This is a genomic window from Streptomyces sp. TRM70350, from assembly GCF_019219825.1.
Lineage (GTDB): Bacteria > Actinomycetota > Actinomycetes > Streptomycetales > Streptomycetaceae > Streptomyces.
Window position 1 is genome coordinate 32,586 of the sequence record NZ_JAHUXH010000029.1, and the last position, 26,662, is coordinate 59,247.

Sequence of the window (26,662 nt, forward strand, 5' to 3'; positions counted from 1 at the left end):
AAAGCTGGGCCGTCGCCCGAATATGCGCCCCCCTCGTTGAACACACTCCGTGGCGCCCCGCGTACCTCTGGGAAAGGTGAGAGCCAGGCGTTCAGCGAGGGTTGGCCATGAGCAAGACGCACGTCTCCGCACACCAGTTGGTCGCCGGGAGGTACCGGCTCCTTGAGGTCGTCCATCGCGAAGCGAACCGCGTCTGCTGGTACGGGGAGGACGTGGAGGCCGGGCGCCCCTGTCTGCTGACCCAGGTCGGACTGCCGGGCGAGCCGGACGGGGAGGACGCGCGCCGGATCGTCGGCCGCGTCATGCGCATGTCGGAGACGATGGGACGGCTGTGCCCCGGCCGGGTCGCGACCGTCGTCGACGCGGTCGCGGAGGAGGGCTCGCTGTGGACGGTCACCGAGTGGATCGGTGGCACGCCACTCGGGGAACTTCTCGCGGAGCACGGCTCGTTGAACTATGTGCGGGCGGCCCGCATCGGGCTGGAGCTGCTCGACGTGCTGGAGGTCGCGCACGGCCAGGGCGTCACGCACGGCGAGCTGAGCCCCGGCCAGGTCCTCGTCCGCGAGGAGGGTCCGGTCGTGGTGTCGGGCTTCGGGCTGGCGGGCGCGACCCTGGCCCCACGGCTCACGGCGTTGTCGTACGCCTCACCGGAGCAGGCCCGCGACGAGCGCATCGGCCCCGCCGCCGACCTGTGGGCGCTGGGCGCGATCCTCTACACCATGGTCGAGGGGCGGCCGCCGTTCCGGGACCGGGACCGGCCCGAGGCGACCCTGAAGGGCGTGGACCGGCTCCCGCTGCGCACACCGCTGCGCGCGGGACCGCTCACCCAGGCCGTCCAGGGGCTGCTGCGCAAGGACTGCCGGGAGCGCCTCACCCGGCCCGTGGTGCGCCAGGCGCTCACCCGCGTGGTCAACGAGGACCCCGACGCGGCCCTGCCCACCGCGCCGGTCCCCCGGCTGCGCCGCGCGTACGCCACGGCCCTGCACGCCACCGACCCGGGGTGGAGCAGACGGACCATGATCGCCGGGACGGCCCTGGCCGTGGTCACCGTCGCGGTCGCCGTCCTCGCCGTGACCCGCGAGCTCCCCGGTACGAGCACCTCCGCGTCCGGCCCCGGCCCGCGCCCGTCGGCCTCCGCCACCGCACCGGAGCCGAACCGCCCGTCCACCCCCGCACCGAGCCCGACATCACCGGCCCCGAGCACCCCGAGCACCCCGCCCCCTGCGAGCACTCCGCCTTCTCCGAGCGCCCCGCCGACCAGCGCGGCCCCGTCCCCCTCGGCCCCCGCCCTGCCGCCGGGCTTTGGCACCTACCGCTCCCCCGAGGGCTTCTCCCTCGCCCTCCCCAAGGACTGGGAGCCGCTGAGCACCACGCGCGCGTCCGACCTGGCGTACCGCGTGGTGCTCGGCGCGCCCGACGACCCGCGCACACTGGCGGTGACGTACAGCAAGCGTGTCGGGCCGGACCCGGTCGCCGTCTGGCGGGACGACGTCGAACCGGGGCTGCAGCAGGCCGCCGACGGCTATCGGCGACTCGGGGACATCCGGGCGACGACGTACCGGGGCCAGAAGGCCGCCGACATGGAGTGGCTCGCCGATGTCGACGGCACCCGGGTGCGCACCCTGGGCCGTGGCTTCCTCATCGGCGACGGCCGCGGCTACTCACTGCGCTGGACGACCCCGGCCGAGGACTGGGACGACGCCGAGAACCGCCAGGCACTGGACGTCTTCCTGCGCACCTTCCGACCGGCCGAGGACTGATGGCCCCGGCCCGCTGATCCCCAGCGCTCACCGCTGCGCCGTTTCCGCTCGCCCCACGCGGAAACTCGCCCCCCATGGTGCAAATCGGATACACGATGATGACCGAACAGGCCGGCCCCCGTGATCTCGTGGACCACGTGGTACGGGCCGAGGAGGCAGGGTTCGACTTCTCCGTGACCTCGGACCACTACTTTCCGTGGCTGCGCTCGCAGGGTCATTCCCCGTACGCGTGGAGTGTGCTGGGCGCGGCCGCGCAGGCGACGGACCGCATCCCGCTGATGACCTACGTGACCTGTCCGACCTTCCGCTACCACCCGGCGGTGGTGGCGCAGAAGGCGGCGACCATGCAGCTGCTGTCGCAGGGCCGCTTCCGACTGGGCCTCGGGTCGGGCGAGAACCTCAACGAGCATGTGGTCGGCGGTGGTTGGCCGTCCGTCGACGTGCGGCACGAGATGCTTCAGGAAGCGGTCGAGATCATCCGGGCGCTGTTCGAGGGCGGCCATGTGAACCATCGCGGCACGCACTTCGACGTGGAGTCGGCCCGGCTGTGGGACGTGCCCGACGAGCCGCCGCAGATCGGCATCGCCGTCTCCGGCGAACGCTCCTGCGCGCTGGCGGGCCACCTCGCCGACCTCCTCATCGCGACGGAACCGAAGCCGGGCCTGCTGGAGGCCTTCGACCGGCACGGCGGTACGGGCAAGCCGCGGGTGGGCCAGCTGCCGGTCTGCTACGACACCGACCGCGAGGCGGCGGTGAAGCGGGCGCACGCGCAGTTCCGCTGGTTCGGCAACGGCTGGAAGGTCAACTCCGAGCTGCCGCACCCGGATTCCTTCGAGTCGGCCACCCAGTTCGTGTCCCCGGACGACGTCGCCGCGTCGATTCCGTGCGGCGACGACCCGGAGGACTTCGTGGCGGCGGTACGCCCGTACGCCGAGGCCGGGTTCACGGAGATCGCCCTCGTCCAGATCGGCGGCGACTCGCAGCCGGAGTACCTGGACTGGTCGGCGAAGACCCTGCTGCCGGCGCTGCGCGACGCCCTCGGGTGAACTCGTGTGCCAGGGGCGGAGAATCACCCTCACGACTGAGCATCACGCGCACGACGGGGGTACTAGAGGTTTCTACGACCGTTCTCCTCGGAGGCCCTCTCGTGAACCCCAATGTGCACAAGACCTTGGTCATGCAGCTCCAGGCGGGCGCCACGGACCGCTTCCCCGTGCTCGCCCACCTCAGCTACGACGCCGACGACCCGTTCGCCGTCACCGCGGTGTTCAGTCACGACGGCCATGTGCTGGCCCGGTGGCGGCTGGACCGCGAGATGGTCCTCGACGGGCTGCACCGGCCCGTCGGCGTGGGCGATGTGCGGTTCCGCCCGGTGTCGACGGGCGTCTGGGAGGAGCTGTGCATGGAGTTCCTCGGCAACGCCCGGTCCGACGGCGAACGCCATCACGCGGTGGTGTTCGCCTGGGCCCCGGCCGTCGAGTCGTTCCTGCGCCAGACCCACGAGATCGTCGCGCCCGGGCAGGAGCGGATCCAGGTGGACGACTTCCTGGCCGAGGTCATCGCCGAGGGCTGAGCGACCGGCGGGAGTTGAGTAGCCGTACTCATGTCCTGCGCCTGCCCCTGGTTCCCGGAGGCGGTGTGGGTGATCGTCGGACTGCCGCTGCTGTTCCTCACCTACGGGAGTGGGCGGCGGCCGTGATCGGAGGCGAGGCGGCGGACGCGTTCCTGGCCACGCAGGGCGACGTGTGGCACACGCAGGGGGACATGTTCTGCGCCCTGATCGGCGCCACCGCCTCGCTGCTCCTCCTCAGCCGGTTCCACGACCGGCAGCTGACCGCACTCTCCGTCCGTGGCTCGTATGATGCCGCCGCGTCCATATCGGCAGCACGAACCAGCACAGCACGTACCAGATGACGACTCCCGTGACCAGCCACGGCACGTAGGGGTCGTGGGTCGCCACGCGCAGGATCAGCAGCAGCGAGCAGACCATGGTGGCGAGCAGCAGGACCAGGCCCACCAGGGTCAGCCGGGAGGCCCACGTCACCGCCTGCGGCTTCACCCGTCGGCCGGACACCAGGCGGTGCAGGGACACCGGTCCGATCAGGGCGCCGGTCGCCGTGGCGCCCAGGACCACGGTCACGATGTAGATCCTCCGGTCCGTGTCCGGCAGGTCCGCGAAGGTCGGGGTGAAGACGACGGTCAGCAGGAAACCGAACAGGATCTGGACGCCCATCTGCGCGACACGGACCTCCTGGATGAGCTCGCCCCACATGCGGTCGGCTCTCTCCTCCTCGGTCTCGTTGCGCCCCCTGGGCCTTTGCACACTGCCTTCCGCCGTCGACACGGTTCCTCCCGGTTGAGAACGACCAAAAGTCCTTCCCCACCGGGTTCCCCGTGCGCAGCGCTGCTACCAGCGAGCTTCGACCTGGTCCTTGATCCGCCGGTGGTAGAGGTCCTGGATCGCGGTGAGCGTGGCGCCGGACAGGGCGGGCAGCCTGGCGGCGGCCGCGTTGGCGCGGGCCTGTTCCGCGGAGCGGGCGCCGGGGATCACGGTGGTGACGCCGGGCTGCTGGATGATCCAGCGCAGGGCGAGCTGGGCCGGGGTGTACCCCTCGGGGGCGAGCGCGGCGAACTCGGCGGCGGCCTCGACGCCGGTGGCGTAGTCGACGCCGGAGAAGGTCTCGCCCACGTCGAAGGACTCGCCGTGCCGGTTGTACGTGCGGTGGTCGTTCGCGGGGAAGACGGTGTCCTTGGTGTACGTGCCGGACAGCAGCCCCGACGCCAGCGGCACCCGGGCGATGATGCCGACGCCGGCCTCCCGGGCGGCGGGCAGCACCTCGCGCAGCGGCTTCATCCGGAACGGGTTGAGGATGATCTGCACGCTCGCCACGTGCGGCCGGGCGATCGCGGCGAGCGCCTCGGCGCAGGTCTCCACGCTGACGCCGTACGCGGCGATGCGCTCCTCCTCGACCAGGGTGTCGAGGGCGTCGAAGACCTCGTCGGAGGAGTAGACGGGCGTGGGCGGGCAGTGCAGCTGGACCAGGTCGATGCGGTCGACGCCGAGGTTGCGCCGGGACCGGTCGTTCCAGACGCGGAAGTTGTCCAGGACGTAGTTCTCGGGGATCTGCTCGACCCGGCGGCCCATCTTGGTCGCGACCAGCACATGCAGGTCCGGGCGGCTGCTGAGGAACGTGGCGATGGTCTGCTCGCTGCGCCCGTCGCCGTAGACGTCGGCGGTGTCGAAGAAGGTCACCCCCGACTCGGCCGCCGCCTCCAGCACCGTGAGGGCTTCCTTGTCGTCGACGTCTCCCCAGTCGGCGCCCAGTTGCCAGGTGCCGAGACCGACGACCGACGCATGCTGACCCGACCTGCCGAATTCGCGCTCTTCCATGGACGTCAGTCTGTCACCTGTCACCGGCATGCGTTCGCGTCAGTTTCACCGAGTGAGCCAGGCCACGTAGGCCGCGGCGGTCGGCGAAGGATTGCCCGAGAGATCGCTCCCAGGGGAAGGAATTCCCCCTTCCGGGGCCTGCCGGGCAGGCACACCGACAAGATCATCTTGGTTCAACCTTGCACGACATGTGGGCACTTGTCCGGATCGGAGCCAACCGTGCGCGGGTGATTTCACCCGCCCTCCACCGGGCCGATAGGCATGCGGGGTCGCCCATCGAACGACCTGCCGAAAGCAGCGTCCACCCCCTCCTGGAGGTCCGCATGCCGCAACTCAGCCGTCGCCGTGCGCTCACCGCCGCGGCCGCCCTCGCCGCGGCCGCCGGCGCCGCCCCTGTCGTCGCCTCCGTCACGGCGGGCAACGCCAACGCCGCCCCCGCCGAGGCCACCACGCCGGACACGACCGGGCACCACCACGGCCACACCTCCCCCGCGCCCTTCGACGAGGTCTACAAGGGCCGCCGGATACAGGGCCGCCCGGTCGCCGGGGGCGGTCACCAGCACCACGGCGGTGGCTACGCCGTGTTCGTCGACGGCGCGGAGCTGCACGTGATGCGGAACGCCGACGGCACCTGGATCAGCGTGGTCAGCCACTACGACCCGGTGCCCACCCCGCGTGCCGCCGCGCGCGCCGCGGTCGACGAGCTGCAGGGCGCCCAGCTCGTCCCGTTCCCCGCCAACTGACCTTTCGCGCAGCACACTTGGAGCATCCGCACATGACCGTCCGCAAGAACCAGGCGAGCCTGACCACCGACGAGAAGCGGCGTTTCGTCGCCGCGCTCCTGGAGCTCAAGCGCAGTGGCCGATACGACGAGTTCGTCACGACCCACAACGCCTTCATCCTCGGTGACACCGACAACGGCGAACGCACCGGGCACCGTTCACCGTCCTTCCTGCCCTGGCACCGCAGATTCCTGCTGGAGTTCGAACGCGCATTGCAGTCGGTGGACGCGTCGGTGGCGCTGCCGTACTGGGACTGGACCGTCGACCGCTCCGTGCGGTCCTCACTGTGGGGGCCGGACTTCCTCGGCGGCAACGGGCGGGCCCGGGACGGCCGGGTGTCGGACGGGCCGTTCTCCGGGGCGAGCGGCGACTGGCCGATCAACGTGCGGGTCGACGGGCGGACGTTCCTGCGCCGGTCGCTGGGCAGCGCGGTGCGGGAGCTGCCGACGCGGGCCGAGGTGGACTCCGTGCTCGCCATGGCGACGTACGACATGGCGCCGTGGAACAGCGCCTCGGACGGCTTCCGCAACCATCTGGAGGGCTGGCGCGGGGTCAATCTGCACAACCGGGTGCACGTGTGGGTCGGCGGCCAGATGGCCACCGGGGTCTCCCCCAACGACCCGGTGTTCTGGCTGCACCACGCCTTCATCGACAAGCTGTGGGCCGAGTGGCAGCGCCGGCACCCGGGCTCCGGCTATGTCCCGGCGGCGGGGACGCCGAACGTGGTCGACCTGAACGAGCCGATGAAGCCGTGGAACGACATGGCCCCGGCGGACCTGCTGGACCACACCGCCCACTACACGTTCGACACGGACGCCTAGAGCCGTTGTCACCGCTGCGGGCGTGACGGTGCTCCTGCCGCGCCGGGTGAGTCCACCACCTCCACGTCGCTCGCGCGGACGTACGCGAGCCGGTGGCCGAACTGGATCTCGTAGAACTCCTCGTCGCCCTTCACCACCCGGAAGGTGCCGTCGGAGCCCGACTTGTCGACGTAGGAACCGGCGACGCGGTCCTGTGTCACATAGCGCTGGCCCGCGAGGAGACGGTACGGAAGCGGCGACTCGTCCTTCACCGGCACGTCGTCCGGATAGGCGTCCGCCTCCGGGAGGGCACGCCCGTACACCGGGATCTCGCTCAGCCCGTCCTTCGGGGTCACCATCCGGCCGGTGGTACCGACGGCCGTCGGGCGCACCCGGGGGTTCTTGAACCATGCCCGGCTGCCCTGGTACCAGATCGCCGTCCAGTCGCCGCTGCGTCCGGCGACGGCGAAGGTCTGGCCGGCGGAGACCCTCGACCCCAGGTCGTTGACGTCCTCCGTGGAGGGATCGCCCTCCGGGCGGCGGCCCGGGTCCTGGATCAGCGGGGCGTCGTCGCGCGGCTCGGTGTGCAGCCGGACGGCGCTGGAGCCGTGCGGCGCGCACGGCACACCGCTGGTCTTGCATCCGGTGAACAGCGGCTTGTGAGTGGTGTAGTCGGGCAGCATCATCACCATCTCGCTGTCCCGTCCGGCCGTGCCGCGCAGCGGCGCGCCGAGCAGTTCGAAGTAGTGCTGCCAGTCCCAGTAGGGGCCGGGGTCGTCGTGCATGTGGGGGATGGTGACGCCCATCGGGGACGGCACGTTGTCGTGGCCGAAGACGTGCTGCCGGTCGAGCGGGATGTCGTACTTCTTGGCCAGGTAGCGCACCAGGCGGGCCGAGGCCTGGTACATCTGCTCGGTGTACCAGGTGTCGGGCTGGGTGAGGATCCCTTCGTGCTCGATGCCGATCGAGCGGGCGTTGATGTACTGGCTGCCGGAGTGCCGGGCCGCGTCCTTGGTCTTGACGTGCTGGGTGACATGGCCGTCGCTGGAGCGGATCGAGTAGTGCCACGACACCTCGTACGGGTTCTTGACCGTCTTGAACATGGACGGCAGGGGCCCCTCGGTGTCGTGGATGACGATGTACTCGATCTTCTGGTCGTTGGGCCGGTCGGCCCGGTCGTAGTTGCCGTACTCGCCGTCACCGATCTCGACGTGGGGAGCCCGGACCCAGGAGCAGGACAGCTCCGGCGGGCACTCGATGTCCTTCGGCCGCCGGGGGTCGTGCGGACGGGGCCGCACGCCGGGGCTCGCGGGGAGGGTGATGTGCTGCCCGGCGTCGGTGGTGCGGTGGGCGCCGCGCCGGATCACGGTGAAGACATCGTTCGCATACGTGTTCGCCGACACGGTGTCGCCCATGCCCGGGAAACGCGCCACCGCCTCCCACCAGTCGGCCGGGTCGGCGCTGAGCGGCTTGCCGAGCTCGCGTTGGATCGCCGCGAGCAGTGCCGCGCCGCCGCGCACGTTGGCGGCCGGGTCCGTGCGCAGCCGCTCCACGGGCGCCCCGATGAGGCGGGCGGCGCGTTGCAGGTCGGCCGGCTGGGCCGTGCGGACGCCTTGGGGGTTGGCCTTGTGCGTCGAGGACTGCGGACCGGCGAGCGGGTGGGCCCCCGCGCGGGGCAGCGCACCCTGGAGGTGGGGCACGTCCACCAGGTGCATCGGCCCGTAGCCGCCGACGACGCTCGGCGTCCCCCGATGGAAGTCCCATCGCGACTGCTGGTAGGACACGCCCATGAGCACGCTGCGCGGCACGCCGTACTCGGCCGCCGCGGCCGTGAAGACGTCCTGCAGACGCCGTTCGTCCGCCGCGGTGCGCTCGGCCGCCGGGCCCTTGTCGGCAGGTGGCACGCTCAGCAGCGTGACCAGCAGCGGGACCTGGAGGGCCACTGACGCGGTCACGCAGACGACCCGGCGGCGGCGCCGACGGACGGCATCGGGGACACGGGGGGCGGCGGATTCTGTCATTAAAGGGCCTCCGGCGGTGCTCGGCGCAACCAGGACAGCGGAGTTGCTCTCCACGTCACCCCTCGTACGCTTCCGTGCCCGAAGCGCCACGTCGCGCCAAGCGTCACCGGGCTGGACCAGCCGCCCACCACAGGCCACCCGGTCAGCGGCAGTACGTCCGCCCGGGCGGGAGTCGCCCTCGGAACCCGTACCGGCGGGTACGGTCCGGTTACTTGCAGCATGTCGCGTCAGTCCTGAACCGGGTCCACCTCCCAGTCGGGATGCCCCGGCATGGGCGGGGTCCGCTCCCCGTACAGCCACGGCCTCAGGAACGGCGTCAGGTCCTCGCCGGCCACCTCGGACGCGAGCGCGACGAAGTCCCGGGTGCCGGCCACCCGGCCCCGGTACCTCGTCACCCAGGACCGCTCGATCCTGCCGAAGGTCTCCTCACCGACCTTCTCCCTCAGGGCGTAGAGCACCAGCGCCGAGCCGTCGTAGCGCATCACCTTGAACAGGGTCGGCTCGGTGGGTTCGGCGGGCGCCCCGGCGTCGTGCCGCCACTGGTCGTGCTGCCCGTACGCCGCCCGCATCGCGTCCTCGATGCCGACGCCGCCGTGCTCGGCGGAGTAGAGACGTTCGTAGAAGCGGGCGTGCCCCTCGCTCAGCCACAGGTCGGACCAGCGCCGGATCGCGACGCTGTTGCCGGTCCACTGGTGCGTCAGCTCGTGCACGAGGTCGCGCTCGGCGTCCACCCGGTCGCCTTCCAGGACGGCCCTCGGCACCACGGACAGCGACTGCGTCTCCAGCGCCACCGGCAGGTCGGTGTCCCCGACCAGTACGCCATAGCGGCGGAAGGGGTACGGGCCGAGCCGCCGTTCCAGCCAGGTCAGGTGCTCGGACGTGCGCGAGCGGTGGGCGTCGGTGTCGGTGACCAGGTGTTCGGGGACCACGTCACGGACGGGCAGCCCGCGCGGGCCGGTGCTGTCGACGAACGTGAACCTCCCGATCGCCAGCTGGATCAGCTGGGCCGCGACCGGATGCTCGGAGTCGTACGTCCACCTGACCCGTCCGTCGGGTCGCCGGACGCGCTCGACGAGCCGGCCGTTGGCCACCGCGCTGAGGCCCGGCGGGGTGGTGATGCGGAAGGTGACCGGCGCCCGCAGGCTGGGGTGGTCGTTCACCGGGAAGATCATCTTGGCGCCGTTGGGCTGGGCACACACCACGGTGCCGTCGGGCGTGGGCACCCAGCCGTATGTCCGGATCGCGTCGTCGCGCTGCCGTTGCTGGGTCGGATCGGCGGTGTAGGCGACCTGCACGGTGAAGGGGCCGCCCTCGGGGATCGGCCTCGCGGGCGTGACGACGAGTTCGTCACCGTCGCGTTCGGCGGTCGCCGGCGCGTCGTCGACGGTGACCTTGTGCAGGGTGTTGCCCGCGAAGTCGAGGTTGAAGCGGGACAGCGCCTGGGTGGCGGTGGCGCTGATGGTGGCGCGAGCGGGGAAGGGCGTGCGCGGGCCGCGCCAGTCGAAGGCGAGCGCGTAACGGCGGACCGTGTACCCGCCGTTGCCGTCGCGCGGCAGCAGCGGGTCGCCGATGCCCGGAGCGCCCGGGGACGGGGCAGGGCCGGACGAGGCCGCGGACGGACCGGGGGCGGGGGCGGGATCGCCGGGGTGTGCGGTGGGCCGGTGGGCCCCGAAGGGGAGCGCGCCGCTGAGGACGGCGGCGGCGGTGACGCCGATGGCGGCGGTGAGAGCCAGGGCGAGGGCGCTGCGGCGGGGGCGCTGCTTGCCGGCCGGTTCTTCCGGGCGGCGCGCGAACGTCGCCTTCACCGGAGCACCCGTGGGGCGTCTCGGCGGCCGGAAGTCCTGATCTTCATGGGCGCACTATGCCAGCAAGATGTCCGCACATCCGTTTATATGCGCGCGCCTTCCATCCATGTGGGCTACACGTCCACTGGAAAGGGTTGCAGCGCCCCGCAGTGATATCCATCACGCGCCCCCCATGCGTCAACGTGGCTCGTTAGTACATGACGCCCGGGCGATATAGCCGGACTTGCCGCCTGGAACCAGACAAACAGCCCGCCCGATCCGGCGACATCGGTCCGGCGGTTTCCTTCGCGTCACTCCCCCGGCGCTCGCGACGCGTTGACGGAGCATCAGTCGTTGCCGCGGCCACGGCGAGCCGGGTGTGCACACCCACGCGCCCGGTTCAAGGGCCTTCGGCGGCTACGAAGCCGGGTAGTAGTGCTCCTCGTTGCCCCCTGCTCGCCCCCGTCTTAACAATGACCGCCCCAGAAGGCGTCACCGCAGGTCAGGCACGGCGTCCATGCCGTGCCGGGCCCGGAGGCGACCCGCTACGACCGAGCGAGGTCCCATGAGGAAGCACCGCAGGAAGACGCGCCACCGGCACATAGCCGTCGCTGCCGTCGTCCTCACTGCGCTGGCAGTACCGTCCGCCGCCATGGCCTGTCTGAACGACGGGGGCGCCGACGCCGCCCGGGCCGCCCGGCCCTACGGCCAGTGGCACAACTGGATGAACGCATTCGATGCGCAGCGAACCATCGTTTCACCGGACACCACCGCGCCGGACTCGACGGCAGCCACCACCCCGAGCAGCCCGCCCGCGGCCACATCACCGAGCACCTCCGACGCACCGGCCTCGGCATCCAGTGCCGTCCAGCGCGTCGTGGCCCTGGTGAACAGTGAGCGCGGCAAGGCCGGTTGCTCCCCCGTGACGCTGAACGCCAAGCTCACGAAGGCCGCCCAGGATCACAGCGCCGACATGGCGAGCCACCGGAACATGTCGCACACCGGCTCCGACGGCTCGGACCCGGGCGAACGGATCACGAGGGCCGGGTACGACTGGAGGACGTACGGCGAGAACGTCGCATACGGCTACCCCACCCCCGAGCAGGTCATGGCCGGCTGGATGTCCAGCCCCGGCCACAAGCGCAACATTCTGAACTGTGCCTTCAAGGAGATAGGCGTCGGCCTGGCGCAGCCCGGCAACTACTGGACACAGGACTTCGGCACCGCCCGCTGAGGCACCGAAGCACCGCCCGCTGCCGCCCCCCGGGACTCGTCCCCGGGGGGCGGCAGCGGCATGCGGAACCACCCTTTGTACGGCTTCGGACACGGACCGCGCTCAAGCCGTCGGACGTGGACGGCGCCCCTCACACGCCACCTCGTCCGACTCACCGTCAGGCCGGTAAACGCAGCCTGATACAGGCATTTGCACGGCTATGCAGTCGATTTCAACGATTTTTGAAATTGGCCCGTTTCGAGATGCCGTGTCAGGCGCGCGCGACTAACGTCTAGTGATGAAAGCCGCAAACCGGGGCACGCCCCGGCCGGCAAGGTTCCTGCACAGCGAGGACCGCGACCGTAGCGCCGCCCGCGTGGGACAGCGCGGCTGATCAGTGGCGTCGGCGGCCGAGAGGTGCTTCTCATTCTTGCGGCGACACCCATGACCGCGCCGCATGCTTCACCAGCTGCGGCTGCGGCCATCCATCTCGTGCGTGGGAGTCGCGCGAGACGATGGAAGGAAAGGTATTGCCATGCGTTCACTTCGCGCGAGGCGTCTCATCGCGGCGTCTGCCACCACCGTTCTGATGGCGGGCGGCGCAGCGGTCGGCGCGGCGGGCACGGCTTCGGCCGTCCCGACCAACCACGATCACCACTACAACAAGTACTGCGACAACGACCACCGCTGGTGGGACGACCGTAGCGACGGCAAGCACAGCGACGGCAAGCACAAGGACAAGGACCGCGGTGACCATCGCGGATACCACGACCGCCATGACGACCACGACGGTCGCGGCCACAACGGTCACCACAACGGTCACGACGGTCGCGGCGGCCACGGCCACGACAACGGCCACGACGGTCGGGGCGGCCACGGCAACGGCCACGACGGTCGGGGCGGCAACGGCCACGGCAATGGTCACGGCAACGGCCACGGCAACGGCGGTCGCCACTGACAGTCGCAGCGACACCACGCGATGCGCGACTCCCGCTCGGGAGCCGCGCATTGCAACGTTCCGGAGCCAGGAGACGGCGGTGAGTGCCCGCCCGAGCCGCGCTGCGGGCCTCAGCCGCGCCCGGCTCCGGTCACTGTGAGTCGGCCGAACGGCACTCCGGGTGGCCCCACCCCTGGGCGTTCTTGGCGATCGGGTCGCCGGCCGCGTAGGCGCGGCCGCACCCGCAGCGGCCGGGGAACCTCGCCTTGATCGTGCGGGCGGAACCCCCGCCCTTCCGGGCCGCTTTGGCCGTGGCCGGCCTGCGGCGCGGGGCGGTCGGCGGGGTGTCGGGGGCGGGCGGCGGCTCCGGTGAGCCGAGGTCGCTGCCCGCGGGCTGCTGCACGGAGGCGGCCTGGCTGGCGGCACGGTCGGCGAAGTCGTTCAGCGGATCGCCGTCGACCTGGTGGGCGGGGACGTAGCGGAACTCGACCGTGCGGCCGTCGAGCAGTTCGTCGATGCGCACGACCAGGTCCTGGTTGGCGACCGGCTTGCCGGCGGAGGTCTTCCAGCCGTTGCGCTTCCAGCCGGGCAGCCAGGTGGTGACGGCCTTCATGGCGTACTGCGAGTCCATCCGGACCTCCAGCGGCACGCCCGGGTCCGTCGCGGCCAACAGCCGCTCCAACGCGGTGAGTTCGGCGACGTTGTTGGTGGCCCTGCCCAGCGGACCGGCCTCCCACCGGGTGGGGGTCTCGCCCTCGTCGGCGACGACCCAGGCCCAGCCCGCCGGTCCGGGGTTCCCCTTCGAAGCCCCGTCGCACGCGGCCACCACTCGTTCACGCATGTGTCCGATCATGCCACGAACGGCCCGTGTCCCTGATCGCGGAGTCGGTCAGGGGCCATGATCGCGGAATGGGTCAGGACACGTCGCTCAGGTTCGGCATCTCGCCCACGGTGGTCGTGGGGTCGATCACCGAGAAGTTCGCGCCCTGCGGGTCGCTGATCGCGGCGAACCGTCCGAACGGGCTGTCCATCGGCCCGAACCGCAGCACACCGCCCAGCTTGGTGGCCCGGGCGACGGCGTCGTCGCAGTCGGCGACGCCGAAGTAGACGTTGATGTAGTGCGGCACATCGGGCGGGAACTCGTCGGTCATCTTCATCCGGCCCAGGACGGAGTTGCCCTCCAGGTTGAAGATCCGGAAGTCGATGTCGTCGTCCTCCATCTGCTGCGCCGTGTACGGGAAGACCGCGGAGAAGAAGGTGTCCGACTTCTCGGGCTCGCGGGTGAAGATCTCCGCCCAGCAGTAGGCGCCCGGCTGGTCCATGGGCGCCTCGAAGCCCTCGTGGGTGCCCGGTTGCCACACGCCGAAGACGACACCGCTCGGGTCACTGGCCAGGCACATGCTGCCGAAGTCGCCGACCTGCATCGGATCCATCAGCACCTGGCCGCCGTTCTCGCGGATCCTGGTGGCGGTGGCGGCCGCGTCGGGGGACGCCAAGTACAGACACCACTGCGACGGGGCCTCCTGGCCGGGCATCGGCGGTACGACGGCGGCGACGGCCTTGCCGTTCGAGTAGGCCTGGGAGTAGTTGCCGTACTCCGACGCCGCCTCGCCGAAGGTCCAGCCGAGGACCTCACCGTAGAAGGTCTTGGCACCCTCGACGTCGCCGAACATCGCGTCGGCCCAAATGGGGGTTCCCTCTGGTTTCACAGCCATGGCCGGGGCCCTTCCCGATCGGTGGGGTTGTCCGATTCCTCACGCTAGTCATCCGGAAGGCCGCCCGCGCGCCGAACACGCCCCTGCGTCCCAGACTGGAAGGGGCCCCGGGCGCACGGGGTCGGACACGGCGGATCGCGGGGGCTCTTCGGGGAAGCGGGGCGCGCCATGGCGGTGCCGGACGGGACGATGCGGGCGTGGTCGGTGGTGGCGCCGGGGCCGGTGGAGGCGGGCGGCCTGCGGCCGGTGGACCGGCCGGTGCCGGTGCCCGGCGAGGACGAGGTGCTGGTGCGGGTGCTGGCGTGCGGGGTGTGCCGTACCGACCTGCATGTCACCGAGGGCGACCTGCCCGTGCACCGGCCGGGGGTCACGCCGGGGCACGAGGTGGTGGGCGTGGTGGCCGGGTTCGGGACGGCCGTGCGCGGCTTCGCGGCCGGGGACCGGGTGGGCGTGGCCTGGCTGCGCCGCACCGACGGCAGCTGCGCCTACTGTGTGCGCGGCGCCGAGAACCTGTGCCCGGCCTCGCGGTACACGGGCTGGGACGCCGACGGCGGATACGCCGAGTACACGACCGTACCGGCGGCGTTCGCGCACCGGCTGCCGGCCGGCCTCGACGACGTGGCGGCGGCGCCGCTGCTGTGCGCCGGGATCATCGGCTACCGGGCCCTGAAGCGGGCCTCACTGCCGCCGGGCGGGCGGCTCGGTCTGTACGGCTTCGGGGGCAGCGCTCATCTGTGTGCGCAGGTGGCGCTCGCCGAGGGCGCCAGGGTGCATGTCCTGACCCGGGGTGCGGCGGCGCGGCGGCTGGCGCTGGAGCTGGGGGCGGCGTCGGCTCGGGACGTGCTTCAGCTGCCGCCGGAGCCGCTGGACAGCGCGATCCTGTTCGCCCCGGCCGGGGAGCTGGTCCCGGTGGCGCTGCGGGCGCTGGACCGGGGCGGGGTGCTCTCCATCGCCGGTATCCATCTGACCGACATCCCGCCGCTGCGCTACGCGAGCGAGCTGTTCTACGAGAAGGAGGTGCGCAGCGTCACCTCCAACACGCGCGAGGACGCCCGTGAGTTCCTGGCGCTGGCCGCGCGGTACGGCGTACGGGCGACGACACACACCTATCCGATGGCGCGGGCTGCACAGGCGCTGGCGGACCTGAAGGCGGGCCGGTTCCACGGGGCGGCGGTGCTGGTGAACGACTGGTGGACCGGCCGCCCGGGGGCGACCGGTCCGCACCGGGCGTACGTCAGCGGAACGCGCGCCGGTCGGCGTGCAGGCGGTCCGTCAGCCGGATGGTGATGAACTCGTTGTTGTCGGCCTTGCCCGGCGTACGGCCGGACGAGAACGGGAAGTTGTTGTCGTTCAGCACGGCCAGCGTCCGGTCGTCGAGCAGGACGACGTCCTCGATGGTGACGAACGGGAAGCGGAAGGTCTCGCCGAAGCCGCCGAGCCCCTTGGGGTTGGCGATGTCCAGCAGGTCGGCGACCAGCGTCTTGTCCATCACGCCGTCGCCGTCGCGGTCGCGGGTGTCGGCGAGGTAGATCCGCTTGAACTTCGCCGCGTCGCCCTGGCCGCCGTCGCGTTCGATGACCAGGAAGCGGTGCCGGTCGACGGCGACGGCGTCGCCGATGGCGTGCGCGGTCGACTCCAGGCGGTAGACGAACCGCTTGCCGGTGTAGGCGCGCTTACGCAGGTCGAACTCGCTGAACCGCAGGTCGCCGGGCGTGTCGCCGGTGACGGTGCCCTCCAGCAGCGGGTAGAGGCGGCGGCCGTCGACGGAGCGGACCAGGCCCTCGAAGCCCTTGCTGCCGCCGATGGTCGGCCGGCCCCCGCCGAGGTACGGGTTCTCCGGCGCCTGTACGCCGTCCAGCGCGACGGGCGCTTCGAGGAGCCGCCCCTTGGCGTCGAAGTGCAGCAGGAACGGGCCGAACTCGTCGCCCATCCAGTACGTGCCGTCGGCGACCCGCACGATCGACTCGACGTCGAAGTCGGCGCCGGTCAGCACCCGGTCGGCGCGGGTGAGCGCGAACGGCACCTTGCGGTACGGGTCGCTCAGATTGAACCCGCCGAGCACCCGGACCTCACCGGTCTTCCCGTCCGGCTTGACGCGGTGGACGCGCAGCAGGAAGTCGGCGCTGTTGGCCTTGCTGCCGTAACCGTTGTCGGACAGCACGTCGAAGGTGCCGTCGTGCCGGTTGACGATGCCGCTGAAGCCCTGGACGGGCTGGTCGGCGAAGGGTGCCGCGATGCCGTTGAACGGGCCCGCGCCGATGAGCGCGCCGGACGGCTCGCTGTCCGGCACGAACGTCTCGGCCGGCAGCGAGGCGAACCCGGTGAGCGTGGGGCGCCCGAAGTCGCCGTCCGTGGGGCCTTTTCCGGCCACCGCGGGAGAGGCCAGCGCCACGGTCAGAACAGCGGCGCCGAGCAAGATCGAAGGTCTTCTCATGGCGGGCACCGTAGAGACACGGTATGACCAACACGCCAACGCGGGAAGACGAAACCGGACACGCGTGCGGTCGCGGCTTTCGTGTCCGACGCGTGTCTTCCCCCGGCCGTCGGGCTGTGCTTGCCTGGGTGGCCTTGTCGGTGGCGGGGCGGGAGTTGCCGTATGGGCAGGCGGTGGGTGGTCGGGGTGCTGCTGGCCGGTGCCGTGCTGCTCGGCGGCTGCGGGGACCCCGCGTCCGGTCCGGAGGCGGCACCGCCCGCGCCCTCCGTGCCCGAAGCGTCGGCCACCACCCAGCAACGCGCGCCGCGGCTCCCCGCGAAGGCGCCGACAGTCCTCTATCTCGGCGACTCGCTGGCGATGGAGAACCAGAACGTCCTCGGCGAGGAACTCCGCCGGGACCTGCGGGCCAAGTACACGAGCGCCCCCTACTCGGGCACCACCCTGTGCGACTACCTGGAGGGCACCGGCGAACGGTCCCTCGTGCCGGACGCGGACAAGGCGGCGGCCATGGTGCGGTCGGTGCGGCCGGACTTCGTGGTGCTGCAGTTCTGGGGCAACGCATGGGGCTACACACCGTGCATGGACGGCATCACGTACGACGCCTCCCGCGACCGCTACCTGCAGCGGTACGCCGCCGACGCGCGGCGCCTCACCGAGCAGATCGACGCGGCCGGCGGCGACCGGCGGCCGCGGATCGTCTGGGTGCTGCAGGGCCCGGACCCGATCACCCCCGACCGGATCCGGCGCGTGAACGCCGTCTACGAGGAGCAGGCCGCGGCCACCGGCGACCTGGTCGCCGACGCGGGCCGGGCGGTGAGCCCCGCCGGGGCGCGCTACACCTGGACCCAGTACCTGCCCTGCACCGCGTACGAGCGTGCCCACCCCGACTACTGCACCCAGCCCGGCAGCGACCGCACCGCGCTCCACCATGACGACGACTACCTGCACTTCTGTCTGGCGCCCACGACCTCCACCCCCAAGCCGTGCCCGGTGCGCTCGCCGGGGATCCTGCGGATCGCGCGGGAGATCACGCGGGTGGTGGGCGAAGCGGCCCGGCGTGACTGACGTACGGTCATACTCATTCGACAAGGGGCGGACCGGTCCACTGGGATGTCCTCCATGGGTGCCCTCAAAATGCATGCGGACGAAGTGGACCTGGACGCGTCGCTGGTCCGGGGGCTGATCGCCGGTCAGTTCCCGCAGTGGGCGGAGCTGCCGGTGCGTCGGCTGGAGTCGTCCGGGACCGAGAACGCGATGTTCCGGCTGGGCGACGAGCTGGTGGTGCGGCTGCCGCGGCATCCGGGCGCCGTCGGGGACGTGGCGCACGAGCTGCGGTGGCTGCCCGAGTTGGGGCCACGGCTGCCCCTGGACACGCCCCGGCCGGTCGGGCGGGGCGAGCCGGGTGCGGGGTTCCCGTTTCCCTGGTCGGTGTACCGGTGGCTGGAGGGGCGCAATCCCGTCGCGGGGGCGCTCGACGAGCCGGAGCGGCTGGCCGAGGATCTGGCGGAGTTCGTCGTCGCGCTGCGCCGGGTCGACGCCGGGGGCGGGCCGCCCAACCACCGGGGCGTGCCGCTGGCCGCCCGGGACGAACCGACGCGGGCGGCCGTCGAGCAGTTGGCGGGCCGTGTGGACACGGACGCGATGACGGCGTTGTGGGAGGAGGCCCTGCGGGCACCGGAGTACGCCGGTCCGCCGGTGTGGGCACACGGCGACCTGTCTCCCGGGAACGTGCTGGTCAGCGGGGCACGGCTGAGCGCGGTGATCGACTTCGGCCTGGCGGGAGTGGGGGACCCCGCCGTCGACCTGATCGTGGCCTGGAACCTACTGCCCGCCGGAGCGCGGGAGACCTTCCGTCAGATCGTGGGCGCCGACGACGCCGAGTGGGCGCGCGGGCGCGGCTGGGCACTGTCGATCTCGCTGATCCAACTGCCGTACTACTGGGACACCAATCCGCCGCTCGCCGAGAGTTCGCGGCATGTGATCAGGGAGATGCTGGCCGAGCGGGGGTGAAGGGCCTTCCGGCAGGGCCCGCTCCCGGCGTGGGCACAGGAGCGGGCCCCTCCCCCGGCACCTGGCTCACTCCCCCGCGTGCGCCTTCCGCAGGGCCGCGATGTCGAGCTTGCCCATCGACAGCATCGCCTGGGTCGCGCGGTTCGCCTTCTCCGAGTCCGGGTCCGTCACCAGGTCGAGCAGGACGTCCGGGACGACCTGCCAGGACACGCCGTACTTGTCCCTCAGCCAGCCGCAGGGGCCGGGCTCGCCGCCGTTCTCGGTGAGCTTGGTCCAGTAGTAGTCGACCTCCTCCTGGTCCGCGCAGAAGATCTGGAAGGAGATCGCCTCGTTGAACGTGAACTGCGGTCCGCCGTTGAGCGCGACGAACTGCTGCCCGTTGGCCGTGAACTCGACGGTCATCACCGAGCCGGCGGGACGGGGTGCGGCCTCGCCGTAGCGGGCGACGCGGCCGATGCTGGAGTTCTTGAAGATCGAGACGTAGTAGTGGGCGGCCTCCTCGGCCTGGTCGTCGAACCAGAGACACGTGGTGAAACCGTCGGTGGCCATGGGCACCTCCTGGGGCGTGGAACGCGGTCATCTGTATCGACCGGCAGGGCCCGCGAAACTCACCGGCCGCGCCCAAAAATCCTTCGGTGGCCGCGGGCAGCCTCCGAACTAGCATCGCCACCATGACGACGTCACCGCCCGCCGACGGCATCCGGCCCTTCCGCCTCGACATCCCGCAGCGCGACCTCGACGACCTGTACGACCGCCTCGACCGCACCCGGTGGCCGGACGAGCTGCCCGGCGTCGGTTGGGCGTACGGCGTGCCCGGCGACTATCTGCGCGAGCTCGTCCGGTACTGGCGGCACACCTACGACTGGCGTGCGGCCGAGGCGCGGCTCAACGAGTGGCCGCAGTTCACGACCACGATCGATGGGACGAACGTCCACTTCGCGCATGTCCGCTCCCCCGAGCCGGACGCCACCCCGCTGGTCGTCACGCACGGCTGGCCCGGCTCGATCGTGGAGTTCCTGGACGTGGTGGGGTCGTTGACCGACCCGGCCGCGTACGGCGGTGATCCGGCGGACGCGTTCCACGTCGTCCTGCCGAGCATCCCCGGCTTCGGGCTGTCCGGGCCGACGCCGGACACCGGCTGGGAGGCGGGCCGGGTCGCCGACGCGTGGGCCGAGCTGATGAGCCGGCTCGGCTACGAGAGGTTCGGGGCGCAGGGCGGTGACTGGGGTGCCGCGATCTCCCGCGAGCTGGGCCGCGCCCATCCCGGCCGGGTGATCGGCGTCCATCTGAACCTGCTGCCGGGCGCGCAGGCGGCCACCGAGCCGACCGGTGAGGAGCTGGCGGGGCTCCGCGTGGAGGAGCGGGAGCGGACGCTCACCTCGTGGCGCCGGTGGAGCGCGTGGTCGCGGGAGGGCACGGGGTACGCCGTGCTGCAGTCCACCCGGCCGCAGACCCTGGCGTACGCGCTGACCGACTCGCCCGTCGGTCAACTCGCCTGGGTCGTCGAGAAGTTCAGGGAGTGGACGGACTCCGAGGAGCTGCCCGAGGAGGCCGTCGACCGGGACCGGCTGCTCACCAATGTGATGCTGTACTGGCTGACCGGGACGGCCGGTTCGTCCGCCCGGATCTACTACGAGCGGGCGCACACGCACGACGGCCGCAAGGCCGAGCCGCAGGAGCCGTCGACCGCGCCGACCGCCCTCGCTCTGTTCCCGGCGGAGCTGCAGATCCCGCTGCGGCACAAGGCGGACCGCACGGAGAACATCGTGCGCTGGACGGAGTTCGACCGGGGCGGGCACTTCGCGGCGATGGAGGAGCCGGAGCTGCTGGTGGAGGACGTACGGGCGTTCTTCCGGCAGTTGCGGTGAGAAGCAGGGGGCGTGAGCGCTCTGCCCGTGGCGAATCTGCCGCAGGCAGACGAATCCGCCACCGGCGGGGCCCCGGGCCGAGAGTGGACAGCGCAACGCATCACCCGCTTCCACTCCTACGACCCGAGGAGCGCCATGTCTCCACGCACAGCCCTGCTGCCGCCCCGCGCCGAGGAGGGCGACACCCCGCCCACCCGGTTCGACGACCACCTGGCCGCCCAACTGCTCGGGCAGCGGATCGTCCTGCTGGGCACCCAGGTCGACGAGGTCTCCGCCAACCGGGTCTGCACCCAGCTGCTGATCCTCGCGGCGGAGGACCCGCGCACCGACATCAGCCTGTTCATCAACAGCCCGGGCGGCTCGGTGCACGCCGGGCTCGCCATCTACGACACGATGCGGCTGATCCCCAACGACGTCTCCACGCTCGCCATGGGGTTCGCCGCCAGCATGGGGCAGTTCCTGCTCAGCGTGGCGCGCCCGGCAAGCGGTACGCGCTGCCCAACGCGCGCATCATGATGCACCAGCCGTCGGCCGGGATCGGCGGCACGACCGCCGACATCGAGATCCAGGCGGAGAATTTGGAGTTCACCAAGCGGACCATCGAGCGGATCACCGCGGAGCACACCGGGCAGAGCCCGGAGACCATCTCCCGGGACGGCGACCGCGACCGCTGGTTCACGGCCGAGCAGGCCAGGGAGTACGGCATGGTGGACCGGGTGGTGGAGTCGTTCGCCGACGTCCGCCCGGCCGCCGCACGGCGACGGATGGGGCTGTAGTCATGGGGACGTACACGATTCCGAACGTGGTCGAGCGCACGCCGCAGGGCGAGCGGTCGTACGACGTGTTCAGCCGGCTGCTGTCGGAGCGGATCATCTTCCTCGGCACCGAGATCGACGACGGCGTGGCCAACGTCGTCATCGCGCAACTGCTGCACCTGGAGTCGGCGGCGCCGGAGAACGAGATCGCGATCTACCTCAACTCCCCCGGCGGATCGTTCACCTCGCTGATGGCGATCTACGACACGATGACGTTCGTGCAGGCGCCGATCTCGACGTTCTGCGTCGGGCAGGCGGCGTCCACGGCGGCCGTGCTGCTGGCCGGCGGGGACCCGGGGCGGCGGTTCGTGCTGGAGCACGCGCGCGTGCTGCTCGGGCAGCCCGCCAGCGGCGGGCGGCAGGGCACGATCTCCGATCTCGCCCTGCAGGCCCAGGAGATGGTGCGGATCCGCTCCCAGATCGAGGAGGTGCTGGACCGGCACACCCACCACGACATCGCGACCCTGCGCGCCGACATGGACCGCGACAAGGTGTTCACCGCGCAGGAGGCGGTGGCGTACGGGCTGGCCGACGAGGTGCTGAGCCGGCGCCTCGGGAAGATCTGAGGCGCCGGACCGGCGTCAGGCGGCCAGGCAGAGTCCGTTGTGGGGCGCACTGGACGTGGCACGGCCACGCGCGTGCGTGCGCCGGGTGAGGTCACTGTGCGCCCGTGCCAGCAGATCGGCCAGGCCGAGGCCCAGGGCGTGGGCGGCGGCCGCGAGCACCTCCGAGGAGGCCTCCTTGCGGCCGCGCTCCACCTCCGACAGATAGGGCATCGAGATCCGCGCGGCGTCGGCGACGTCCTTGAGCGTCCGTTGCTGCGCGAGCCGCTCCCTGCGCAGCACATCACCGACGAGGTCGCGCCAGAGCGGCTCCTTGACGGCGGGCCGGGACGGCACACCGGCGGGCCGGCCGGACGCCGGGTGGGTGATTCCGGGGCGCGCGGGCTGCGGACGCAGCGGGATGACACGGGCCTCTTCGGGCGTCGTCTGCTGGTTCGGCGCTTGGTTGCTCACCTCTTCAGCCTAGGTTCGCGGGCCGTCAGGGGAAGACCGCGACGTTCCGCCCTCGGGGGAATCGGACAAAACGCCCTGGAGAGAGGGGGACTGGCCAACTCGTAGCCCGACACCACCCAATTCGGGCCACCCCACGATCGGCGGGCATGTGAGGGGATAGGCCGGGTACACGCACGTGTACGTCGTCGGGTTCCGGTTACTCATCGGGGCGTGACGCCGACAGGACCGAGGACAACAGAAGCCGAAGAGGCAGACGTCGCACCATGACTTTCGTGGGAGAGGTAATGGACACCGCCGTGACCGGGTCGGAGGTCAAGGACAGCCCTGTGGCCAGGACGGGTGAGGGGCCGGCGCCGGACGTCGTGGACCCCCGGGGCGTGGCTCCGCGCGACGCTCGCGCGTTGTCCCGCCAGTTCTTCGCGCGTCTGGCCGAACTCGAGGAAGGCACGCACGAGTACCAGTACGCACGCAACACCCTCATCGAGATGAACATGTCGTTGGTGCGGTTCGCCGCGGGCCGGTTCCGCAACCGCGGGGACGACATGGAGGACATCGTCCAGACCGGGATGATCGGCCTCATCAAGGCCATCGACCGGTTCGAACTCTCCCGCGAGGTCGAGTTCACGTCGTTCGCGCTGCCCTACATCGTCGGTGAGATCAAGCGCTTCTTCCGCGACACCACGTGGGCCGTGCACGTCCCCCGCCGCCTCCAGGAACTCCGCGTCGAACTGGCCAAGGCCCGCGAGGAACTGGCCAGCCGCCTGGACCGCGAGCCCACGGTCACGGAACTCGCCACGCTGATGAACATCTCCGAGGACGAGGTGATCGAGGCCCAGATAGCCGCCAACGGCTACAACTCCGCCTCCCTGGACGCCGCCCTCACCGGCGACGGCCCGGAGAACGGCGAGGCGGTCCTCGCCGACTTCATCGGCGTCGAGGAACAAGGACTGCGGCTCGTCGAGGACTTCCAGTCGCTCGCCCCGCTCATGGCCGAACTCGACGAACGCGACCGGCAGATTCTGCATCTGAGGTTCGTGGAGGAGGCCACCCAGGCCGAGATCGGCGAACGGCTCGGCTGCTCGCAGATGCATGTGTCCCGACTGCTCAAGCGGATCATCGGACGGCTCCGCCGGGGCATGCTCGGCGAACTGGGCTGCGCCTGACGGCGTACCCCACCCTCGTACTCCAGCCTCGTACCCCACCGAGGACGAACCTGACGGTGAGTCCCCGGCCACGCGCCGGGGCTCACTCCCCGTCCAGCCGCACCACCGCACGCACCCGCTTGCCCACCGGAACCCGCTCGACGGTCACCTCGGTCGCCAGCGCGTGCACGATCTCCAGACCGTGCCGGCCGATGCGGGCCGGGTCGCGCGGGAACCGTCTGGGCAGGGCGGCGCTGCTGTCGTAGACGGACACCGCCACGGCGCTGTCCGTTCCCTCCAGCTCCAGGATGTACGGCCCGTTGCTGTGCCGGTCCGCGTTGGTGACCAGCTCGCTCACCACGAGGAGCACCGCTCCCTCGGCGCGGGCGTCGATCTCGGCGCACCACTCGGTCCTGAGCTGTTCGAGGAACAAGGCGGCGAGGGAGCGCGCCTCGGCGATGCATCCCGGCTCGCCCGTGTAGTGCGCCGCCCGCCGCAGTGGCTCCACGGGCACGTCGAAACCAGTCGGTACGACGGCCCCGTCCCCGTGCTCGATCATGCGTGTCTCTCTCCGAAGCCGGCCATGCCGGACGCTGCTGCACCAGTGCTCGTACCCCGAGCCGCGCGCCGCAGTCCATAGTGCCGGAGTCGTCACATTGCCGGGGTGTTTGCGGACGATCCGGGGGCGGTGTACGCGGAGAACGAACGGTTTCGGGTCCGTGGCGGCGCGAATCCGCCCGGGCTCGGCCCGTAGGGCCCGCAAGCGGACGCGGACGGACCTCCCGGCGCGCGAGCGGTGCCGGTTCTGCTTAGCGTGGCAGCGTGAGTGCGCGGGCCTCCTCCGACCAGGCACTGTCCCGCCCCGGCTGGGTGCAGGCCGTGGTCGTGGTGCTGGCCGGGCTGGTCGCCATGGGGGGCACCGCCGCGCTGGGCCTGTGGGCGGCCGGGGCGGCGGATCTGCCGGACGGGGCGTTTCCTCGGGTGGTCGCGGCGACGGTCGTCACCTCGGTGGGCGGTGTCGTCGAGCTGTCGGGAGATGTCGGAGGCCTCGCCGAGCCAGCGGCGGGGCTGACCGTGACCCCGCTGTCCGTGACGCTGGTCGGCGCGCTGGCGATCGCCGCGGGTTTCCTGCGTCCGCTGCGGCACCGGGCGGTGGCGGCTGCCGGGGAGCTGGGCGCGTGGGCCGGCAAGGTGGTCGTCCTGTGGCTGCTGGGGCTGCTGGGGCTGGCCCTCGTGGCCCGGCAGACCTTCCGGATCTCGCTCGGCGAGGGCGTGATCAGTGACATCGGCGACCTGTTCGGTCTCACGCCGGAGATCGGCTTCACCACGGACGTGCCGCTGTCCCTGTTGTTCGGTCTGCTGTGGCTGGCGGGTGTGCTGGCGCTGGCCCTGCTGGTCTCGCGCGGCACCCCGCTGACGGGACGGCTCCTGGGTTTTCAGCAGTCGGTGCGTCCGGCCGCGTACGCGATGGTCGCCCTGCTGCTCGCCCACGTGGTACTGGGGTGCGTCATCGGCCTGGTCGTCGCCGCGACCCATGGGCATGCGGCTGAGACCTTCGCCGTGCTGCTGCTCGGGCTGCCGAACCTGGCGTGGCTCGGGCTCACCCTCGGCCTGGGCGCCACCTGGGACGGCCGGGTGGAGGGCCCGTTCGAGCTGCCGATGCCGCACGTGCTGGACCAGGTGCTGCGTTCCTCGGAGGTCCAGGCCCTCAACGTCGGTACGCTCTCCGAGCACGACGGCCGGTGGTGGTGGCTGGTGGTCGTGGCGGTGGTGCTGGTGCTCGGGGCCGCGTTCGTGATGGCGGTACGTTCACCGGCGCGGGTGCGGCTCTGGCGGCACGCCGTGCACATGGCCGTCGCGCTGGCGCTCACCGTGCTCATGATCTGCCTGGTCGGCCGCACCTCCGCGTCCTACGGCCTGTCCGTCCTCGGCATCGGCGACCTGGGCGGCGACCTCGCCGGTGAGTTGTTCCTGCGGCCGCGCATCTGGGTCGCGCTGGGGCTCGCCGTGCTGTGGGGGCTGGTGACCGGCTTTCTCGGCGGGCTGCTGGCCAAGCGGGTACGGCGTCGAGGCCCGGCGCCCTGACCCGGTTTCCGGCAGTACGACGCGTCCGGCGTCCGCGCCGAGCCCACCCGTCCCGTGTACGCGGTCCCGGCCGCGTACTCGTCGTGCGCGCACTGCCCCTTGTAGTGACCGACCGCGAAGTCACCGCCCTTGGGCGCCGCTCCCCGGTTGTCGCCGCGGCCGAACCAGACGGTACGGCCACTGGTGCCGAGCTCGCCCTGCGGGGCGGCCGTGCACAGGGCGGCGGAGACGGCGGAGCCGCGGACGCTGTAGCCGGTCAGACAGTGGCCGGTGGCGCACTGGAGTTCGGTGTAACCGGTGGCCCAGTCGTTGCCCGCCGTGACGTGCCGCTCGTCGACGACCGCCTCGTGTGCGGCGGTCGGGGCCCACGGGCGGACACGTCCGAGCACAGGCCCCCCGGTTGCCGGTGTGGCTGAGGCCGAGCAGCCGCGGCCGTCGGGGCAGACGGACTTGCGGGCGCCGGGTCCCAGTCGGGCAGGGCGCGCATCCGCCGCGACGGGCGAAGTCGCCGTGGTCGGGGCTGAGCATGGACCAGGCCGTCACCGGCACCACCGGGCCGGTGCGGCCGGGCGGGCGCACCGGCCCGGTGGTGCCGGTGCCCTCGCGGTCCTCGTGCCAGCCGACGAGCGGCCAGTACGCGAAGTCGGCGTCGGTGCGGATCAGATGGTCGACGAAGTTCTCGAACCAGGCCCGCTGCCTGGCGCCGCGCGCACGGTCACCATCCCGGACGGGGTTGTCATGCGGGAGGTGTGTCATTGGTCCAGTCCGGCGCAGGTCGCGGGCGTGGTGGACGACGTCATGGCGCCGTGGCCGAGTTCCTCTCAGGTGGCAGCGCATGCGGGCGTGGCCGGGTGGCGGCGTGGCGTGCGGTGCCTCGTCCGCCGCGCAG

The 26,662-nt window shown here is 71.6% G+C and carries 24 protein-coding genes and 3 pseudogenes; 16 read left to right on the forward strand and 11 right to left on the reverse strand.

Annotated elements, in window-relative coordinates; all coding sequences use genetic code 11:
- Positions 1–107 precede the first annotated feature (107 nt).
- The 4 genes and pseudogenes from KWI83_RS30525 to KWI83_RS30540 all read left to right on the forward strand — a co-directional run.
- A complete protein-coding gene (locus KWI83_RS30525) occupies positions 108–1,760 on the forward strand; it encodes a serine/threonine-protein kinase (RefSeq protein WP_218517618.1) in 1,653 nt (550 codons plus the stop codon).
- A gap of 74 nt (positions 1,761–1,834) precedes the next feature.
- Complete coding sequence (locus KWI83_RS30530; RefSeq protein ID WP_218517619.1) at positions 1,835–2,806, forward strand: LLM class F420-dependent oxidoreductase; 972 nt, start codon at positions 1,835–1,837, stop codon at positions 2,804–2,806.
- Positions 2,807–2,907: 101 nt separating this feature from the next.
- Positions 2,908–3,333, forward strand: a complete 426-nt coding sequence (locus KWI83_RS30535; RefSeq protein WP_218517620.1) for an SsgA family sporulation/cell division regulator — start codon at positions 2,908–2,910, stop codon at positions 3,331–3,333.
- 98 nt (positions 3,334–3,431) lie between these two features.
- Positions 3,432–3,674: pseudogene (locus KWI83_RS30540) on the forward strand (DUF2238 domain-containing protein); the annotation flags it as partial.
- On the opposite strand, the gene KWI83_RS30545 reads toward KWI83_RS30540, so the two are convergent.
- Entirely contained in the window at positions 3,568–4,032 is a 465-nt protein-coding gene (locus KWI83_RS30545; protein WP_256363030.1) for a DUF6328 family protein, read from the reverse strand. The pseudogene KWI83_RS30540 and the gene KWI83_RS30545 sit on opposite strands and share 107 nt — an antisense overlap.
- Before the next feature lie 135 nt (positions 4,033–4,167).
- Positions 4,168–5,151, reverse strand: a complete 984-nt coding sequence (locus KWI83_RS30550) for an aldo/keto reductase (protein ID WP_218517622.1) — start codon at positions 5,149–5,151, stop codon at positions 4,168–4,170.
- A 323-nt stretch (positions 5,152–5,474) separates the two neighbouring features.
- Between KWI83_RS30550 and KWI83_RS30555 the strand changes: the two genes are divergently transcribed.
- Together KWI83_RS30555 and KWI83_RS30560 are read left to right on the forward strand one after the other, a co-directional pair.
- Positions 5,475–5,894: a tyrosinase cofactor gene (locus KWI83_RS30555; RefSeq protein WP_218517623.1), complete on the forward strand. Its 420-nt coding sequence runs from the start codon at positions 5,475–5,477 to the stop codon at positions 5,892–5,894.
- A gap of 32 nt (positions 5,895–5,926) precedes the next feature.
- Positions 5,927–6,754: a tyrosinase family protein gene (locus KWI83_RS30560; protein WP_218517624.1), complete on the forward strand. Its 828-nt coding sequence runs from the start codon at positions 5,927–5,929 to the stop codon at positions 6,752–6,754.
- An 8-nt stretch (positions 6,755–6,762) separates the two neighbouring features.
- Here KWI83_RS30560 and KWI83_RS30565 read toward each other — a convergent pair whose 3' ends face one another.
- Positions 6,763–8,754 carry a peptidoglycan recognition family protein gene (locus tag KWI83_RS30565; RefSeq protein WP_218517625.1) on the reverse strand — a complete coding sequence of 664 codons (1,992 nt, stop codon included), beginning with the start codon at positions 8,752–8,754 and terminating at the stop codon, positions 6,763–6,765.
- Between the two features lie 227 nt (positions 8,755–8,981).
- Positions 8,982–10,559, reverse strand: coding sequence for a M1 family metallopeptidase (locus tag KWI83_RS30570; protein ID WP_308122266.1), 1,578 nt, complete (start codon positions 10,557–10,559; stop codon positions 8,982–8,984).
- 544 nt (positions 10,560–11,103) lie between these two features.
- Between KWI83_RS30570 and KWI83_RS30575 the strand changes: the two genes are divergently transcribed.
- The gene (locus tag KWI83_RS30575; RefSeq protein ID WP_218517626.1) at positions 11,104–11,772 is read left to right on the forward strand and encodes a CAP domain-containing protein; all 669 of its coding nucleotides are present in this window, start codon (positions 11,104–11,106) and stop codon (positions 11,770–11,772) included.
- 514 nt (positions 11,773–12,286) lie between these two features.
- Positions 12,287–12,709 carry a hypothetical protein gene (locus KWI83_RS30580; RefSeq protein WP_218517670.1) on the forward strand — a complete coding sequence of 141 codons (423 nt, stop codon included), beginning with the start codon at positions 12,287–12,289 and terminating at the stop codon, positions 12,707–12,709.
- Positions 12,710–12,839: 130 nt separating this feature from the next.
- On the opposite strand, the gene KWI83_RS30585 is transcribed toward KWI83_RS30580, so the two are convergent.
- Together KWI83_RS30585 and KWI83_RS30590 are read right to left on the reverse strand one after the other, a co-directional pair.
- Positions 12,840–13,541 carry a ribonuclease H gene (locus tag KWI83_RS30585; RefSeq protein ID WP_218517627.1) on the reverse strand — a complete coding sequence of 234 codons (702 nt, stop codon included), beginning with the start codon at positions 13,539–13,541 and terminating at the stop codon, positions 12,840–12,842.
- A gap of 61 nt (positions 13,542–13,602) precedes the next feature.
- On the reverse strand, positions 13,603–14,403 hold the full coding sequence (locus tag KWI83_RS30590; RefSeq protein WP_218517628.1) for a VOC family protein: 801 nt from the start codon (positions 14,401–14,403) through the stop codon (positions 13,603–13,605).
- A 189-nt stretch (positions 14,404–14,592) separates the two neighbouring features.
- On the opposite strand from KWI83_RS30590, the gene KWI83_RS30595 reads away from it, so the two are divergent.
- The gene (locus KWI83_RS30595; protein WP_218517666.1) at positions 14,593–15,690 is read left to right on the forward strand and encodes a zinc-binding alcohol dehydrogenase family protein; all 1,098 of its coding nucleotides are present in this window, start codon (positions 14,593–14,595) and stop codon (positions 15,688–15,690) included.
- Here KWI83_RS30595 and KWI83_RS30600 read toward each other — a convergent pair.
- Positions 15,638–16,837 carry an esterase-like activity of phytase family protein gene (locus KWI83_RS30600; RefSeq protein ID WP_256363020.1) on the reverse strand — a complete coding sequence of 400 codons (1,200 nt, stop codon included), beginning with the start codon at positions 16,835–16,837 and terminating at the stop codon, positions 15,638–15,640. The two genes, KWI83_RS30595 and KWI83_RS30600, sit on opposite strands and share 53 nt — an antisense overlap.
- Before the next feature lie 162 nt (positions 16,838–16,999).
- Here KWI83_RS30600 and KWI83_RS30605 point away from each other — a divergent pair, with 162 nt between their 5' ends.
- Entirely contained in the window at positions 17,000–17,902 is a 903-nt protein-coding gene (locus KWI83_RS30605) for an SGNH/GDSL hydrolase family protein (protein WP_218517629.1), read from the forward strand.
- 54 nt (positions 17,903–17,956) lie between these two features.
- Entirely contained in the window at positions 17,957–18,847 is an 891-nt protein-coding gene (locus tag KWI83_RS30610; protein ID WP_256363021.1) for an aminoglycoside phosphotransferase family protein, read from the forward strand.
- A 66-nt stretch (positions 18,848–18,913) separates the two neighbouring features.
- Here the strand turns inward: KWI83_RS30610 and KWI83_RS30615 are convergent, their stop codons facing one another.
- Positions 18,914–19,396 (reverse strand): VOC family protein, encoded by a 483-nt coding sequence (locus KWI83_RS30615; protein ID WP_218517630.1) that lies wholly within the window; start codon positions 19,394–19,396, stop codon positions 18,914–18,916.
- 122 nt (positions 19,397–19,518) lie between these two features.
- Between KWI83_RS30615 and KWI83_RS30620 the strand changes: the two genes are divergently transcribed.
- The 3 genes and pseudogenes from KWI83_RS30620 (at position 19,519) to KWI83_RS30630 (ending at position 22,096) form a co-directional block, all read left to right on the forward strand.
- A complete protein-coding gene (locus KWI83_RS30620) occupies positions 19,519–20,715 on the forward strand; it encodes an epoxide hydrolase family protein (RefSeq protein ID WP_218517631.1) in 1,197 nt (398 codons plus the stop codon).
- A gap of 135 nt (positions 20,716–20,850) precedes the next feature.
- Positions 20,851–21,491, forward strand: a pseudogene (locus KWI83_RS30625) (ATP-dependent Clp protease proteolytic subunit).
- A 2-nt stretch (positions 21,492–21,493) separates the two neighbouring features.
- A complete protein-coding gene (locus KWI83_RS30630; RefSeq protein WP_218517632.1) occupies positions 21,494–22,096 on the forward strand; it encodes a ClpP family protease in 603 nt (200 codons plus the stop codon).
- Positions 22,097–22,111: 15 nt separating this feature from the next.
- Here KWI83_RS30630 and KWI83_RS30635 read toward each other — a convergent pair whose 3' ends face one another.
- Entirely contained in the window at positions 22,112–22,546 is a 435-nt protein-coding gene (locus KWI83_RS30635; RefSeq protein WP_218517633.1) for a helix-turn-helix domain-containing protein, read from the reverse strand.
- 284 nt (positions 22,547–22,830) lie between these two features.
- Here KWI83_RS30635 and KWI83_RS30640 point away from each other — a divergent pair, with 284 nt between their 5' ends.
- On the forward strand, positions 22,831–23,709 hold the full coding sequence (locus KWI83_RS30640) for an RNA polymerase sigma factor SigF (protein WP_218517669.1): 879 nt from the start codon (positions 22,831–22,833) through the stop codon (positions 23,707–23,709).
- Between the two features lie 82 nt (positions 23,710–23,791).
- Here the strand turns inward: KWI83_RS30640 and KWI83_RS30645 are convergent, their stop codons facing one another.
- A complete protein-coding gene (locus KWI83_RS30645; protein WP_218517634.1) occupies positions 23,792–24,247 on the reverse strand; it encodes an ATP-binding protein in 456 nt (151 codons plus the stop codon).
- Between the two features lie 263 nt (positions 24,248–24,510).
- Here KWI83_RS30645 and KWI83_RS30650 point away from each other — a divergent pair, with 263 nt between their 5' ends.
- A complete protein-coding gene (locus tag KWI83_RS30650; RefSeq protein ID WP_218517635.1) occupies positions 24,511–25,773 on the forward strand; it encodes a streptophobe family protein in 1,263 nt (420 codons plus the stop codon).
- 8 nt (positions 25,774–25,781) lie between these two features.
- On the opposite strand, the pseudogene KWI83_RS39160 reads toward KWI83_RS30650, so the two are convergent.
- A pseudogene (locus KWI83_RS39160) lies at positions 25,782–26,493 on the reverse strand (glycoside hydrolase); the annotation flags it as partial.
- Positions 26,494–26,662 lie beyond the last annotated feature (169 nt).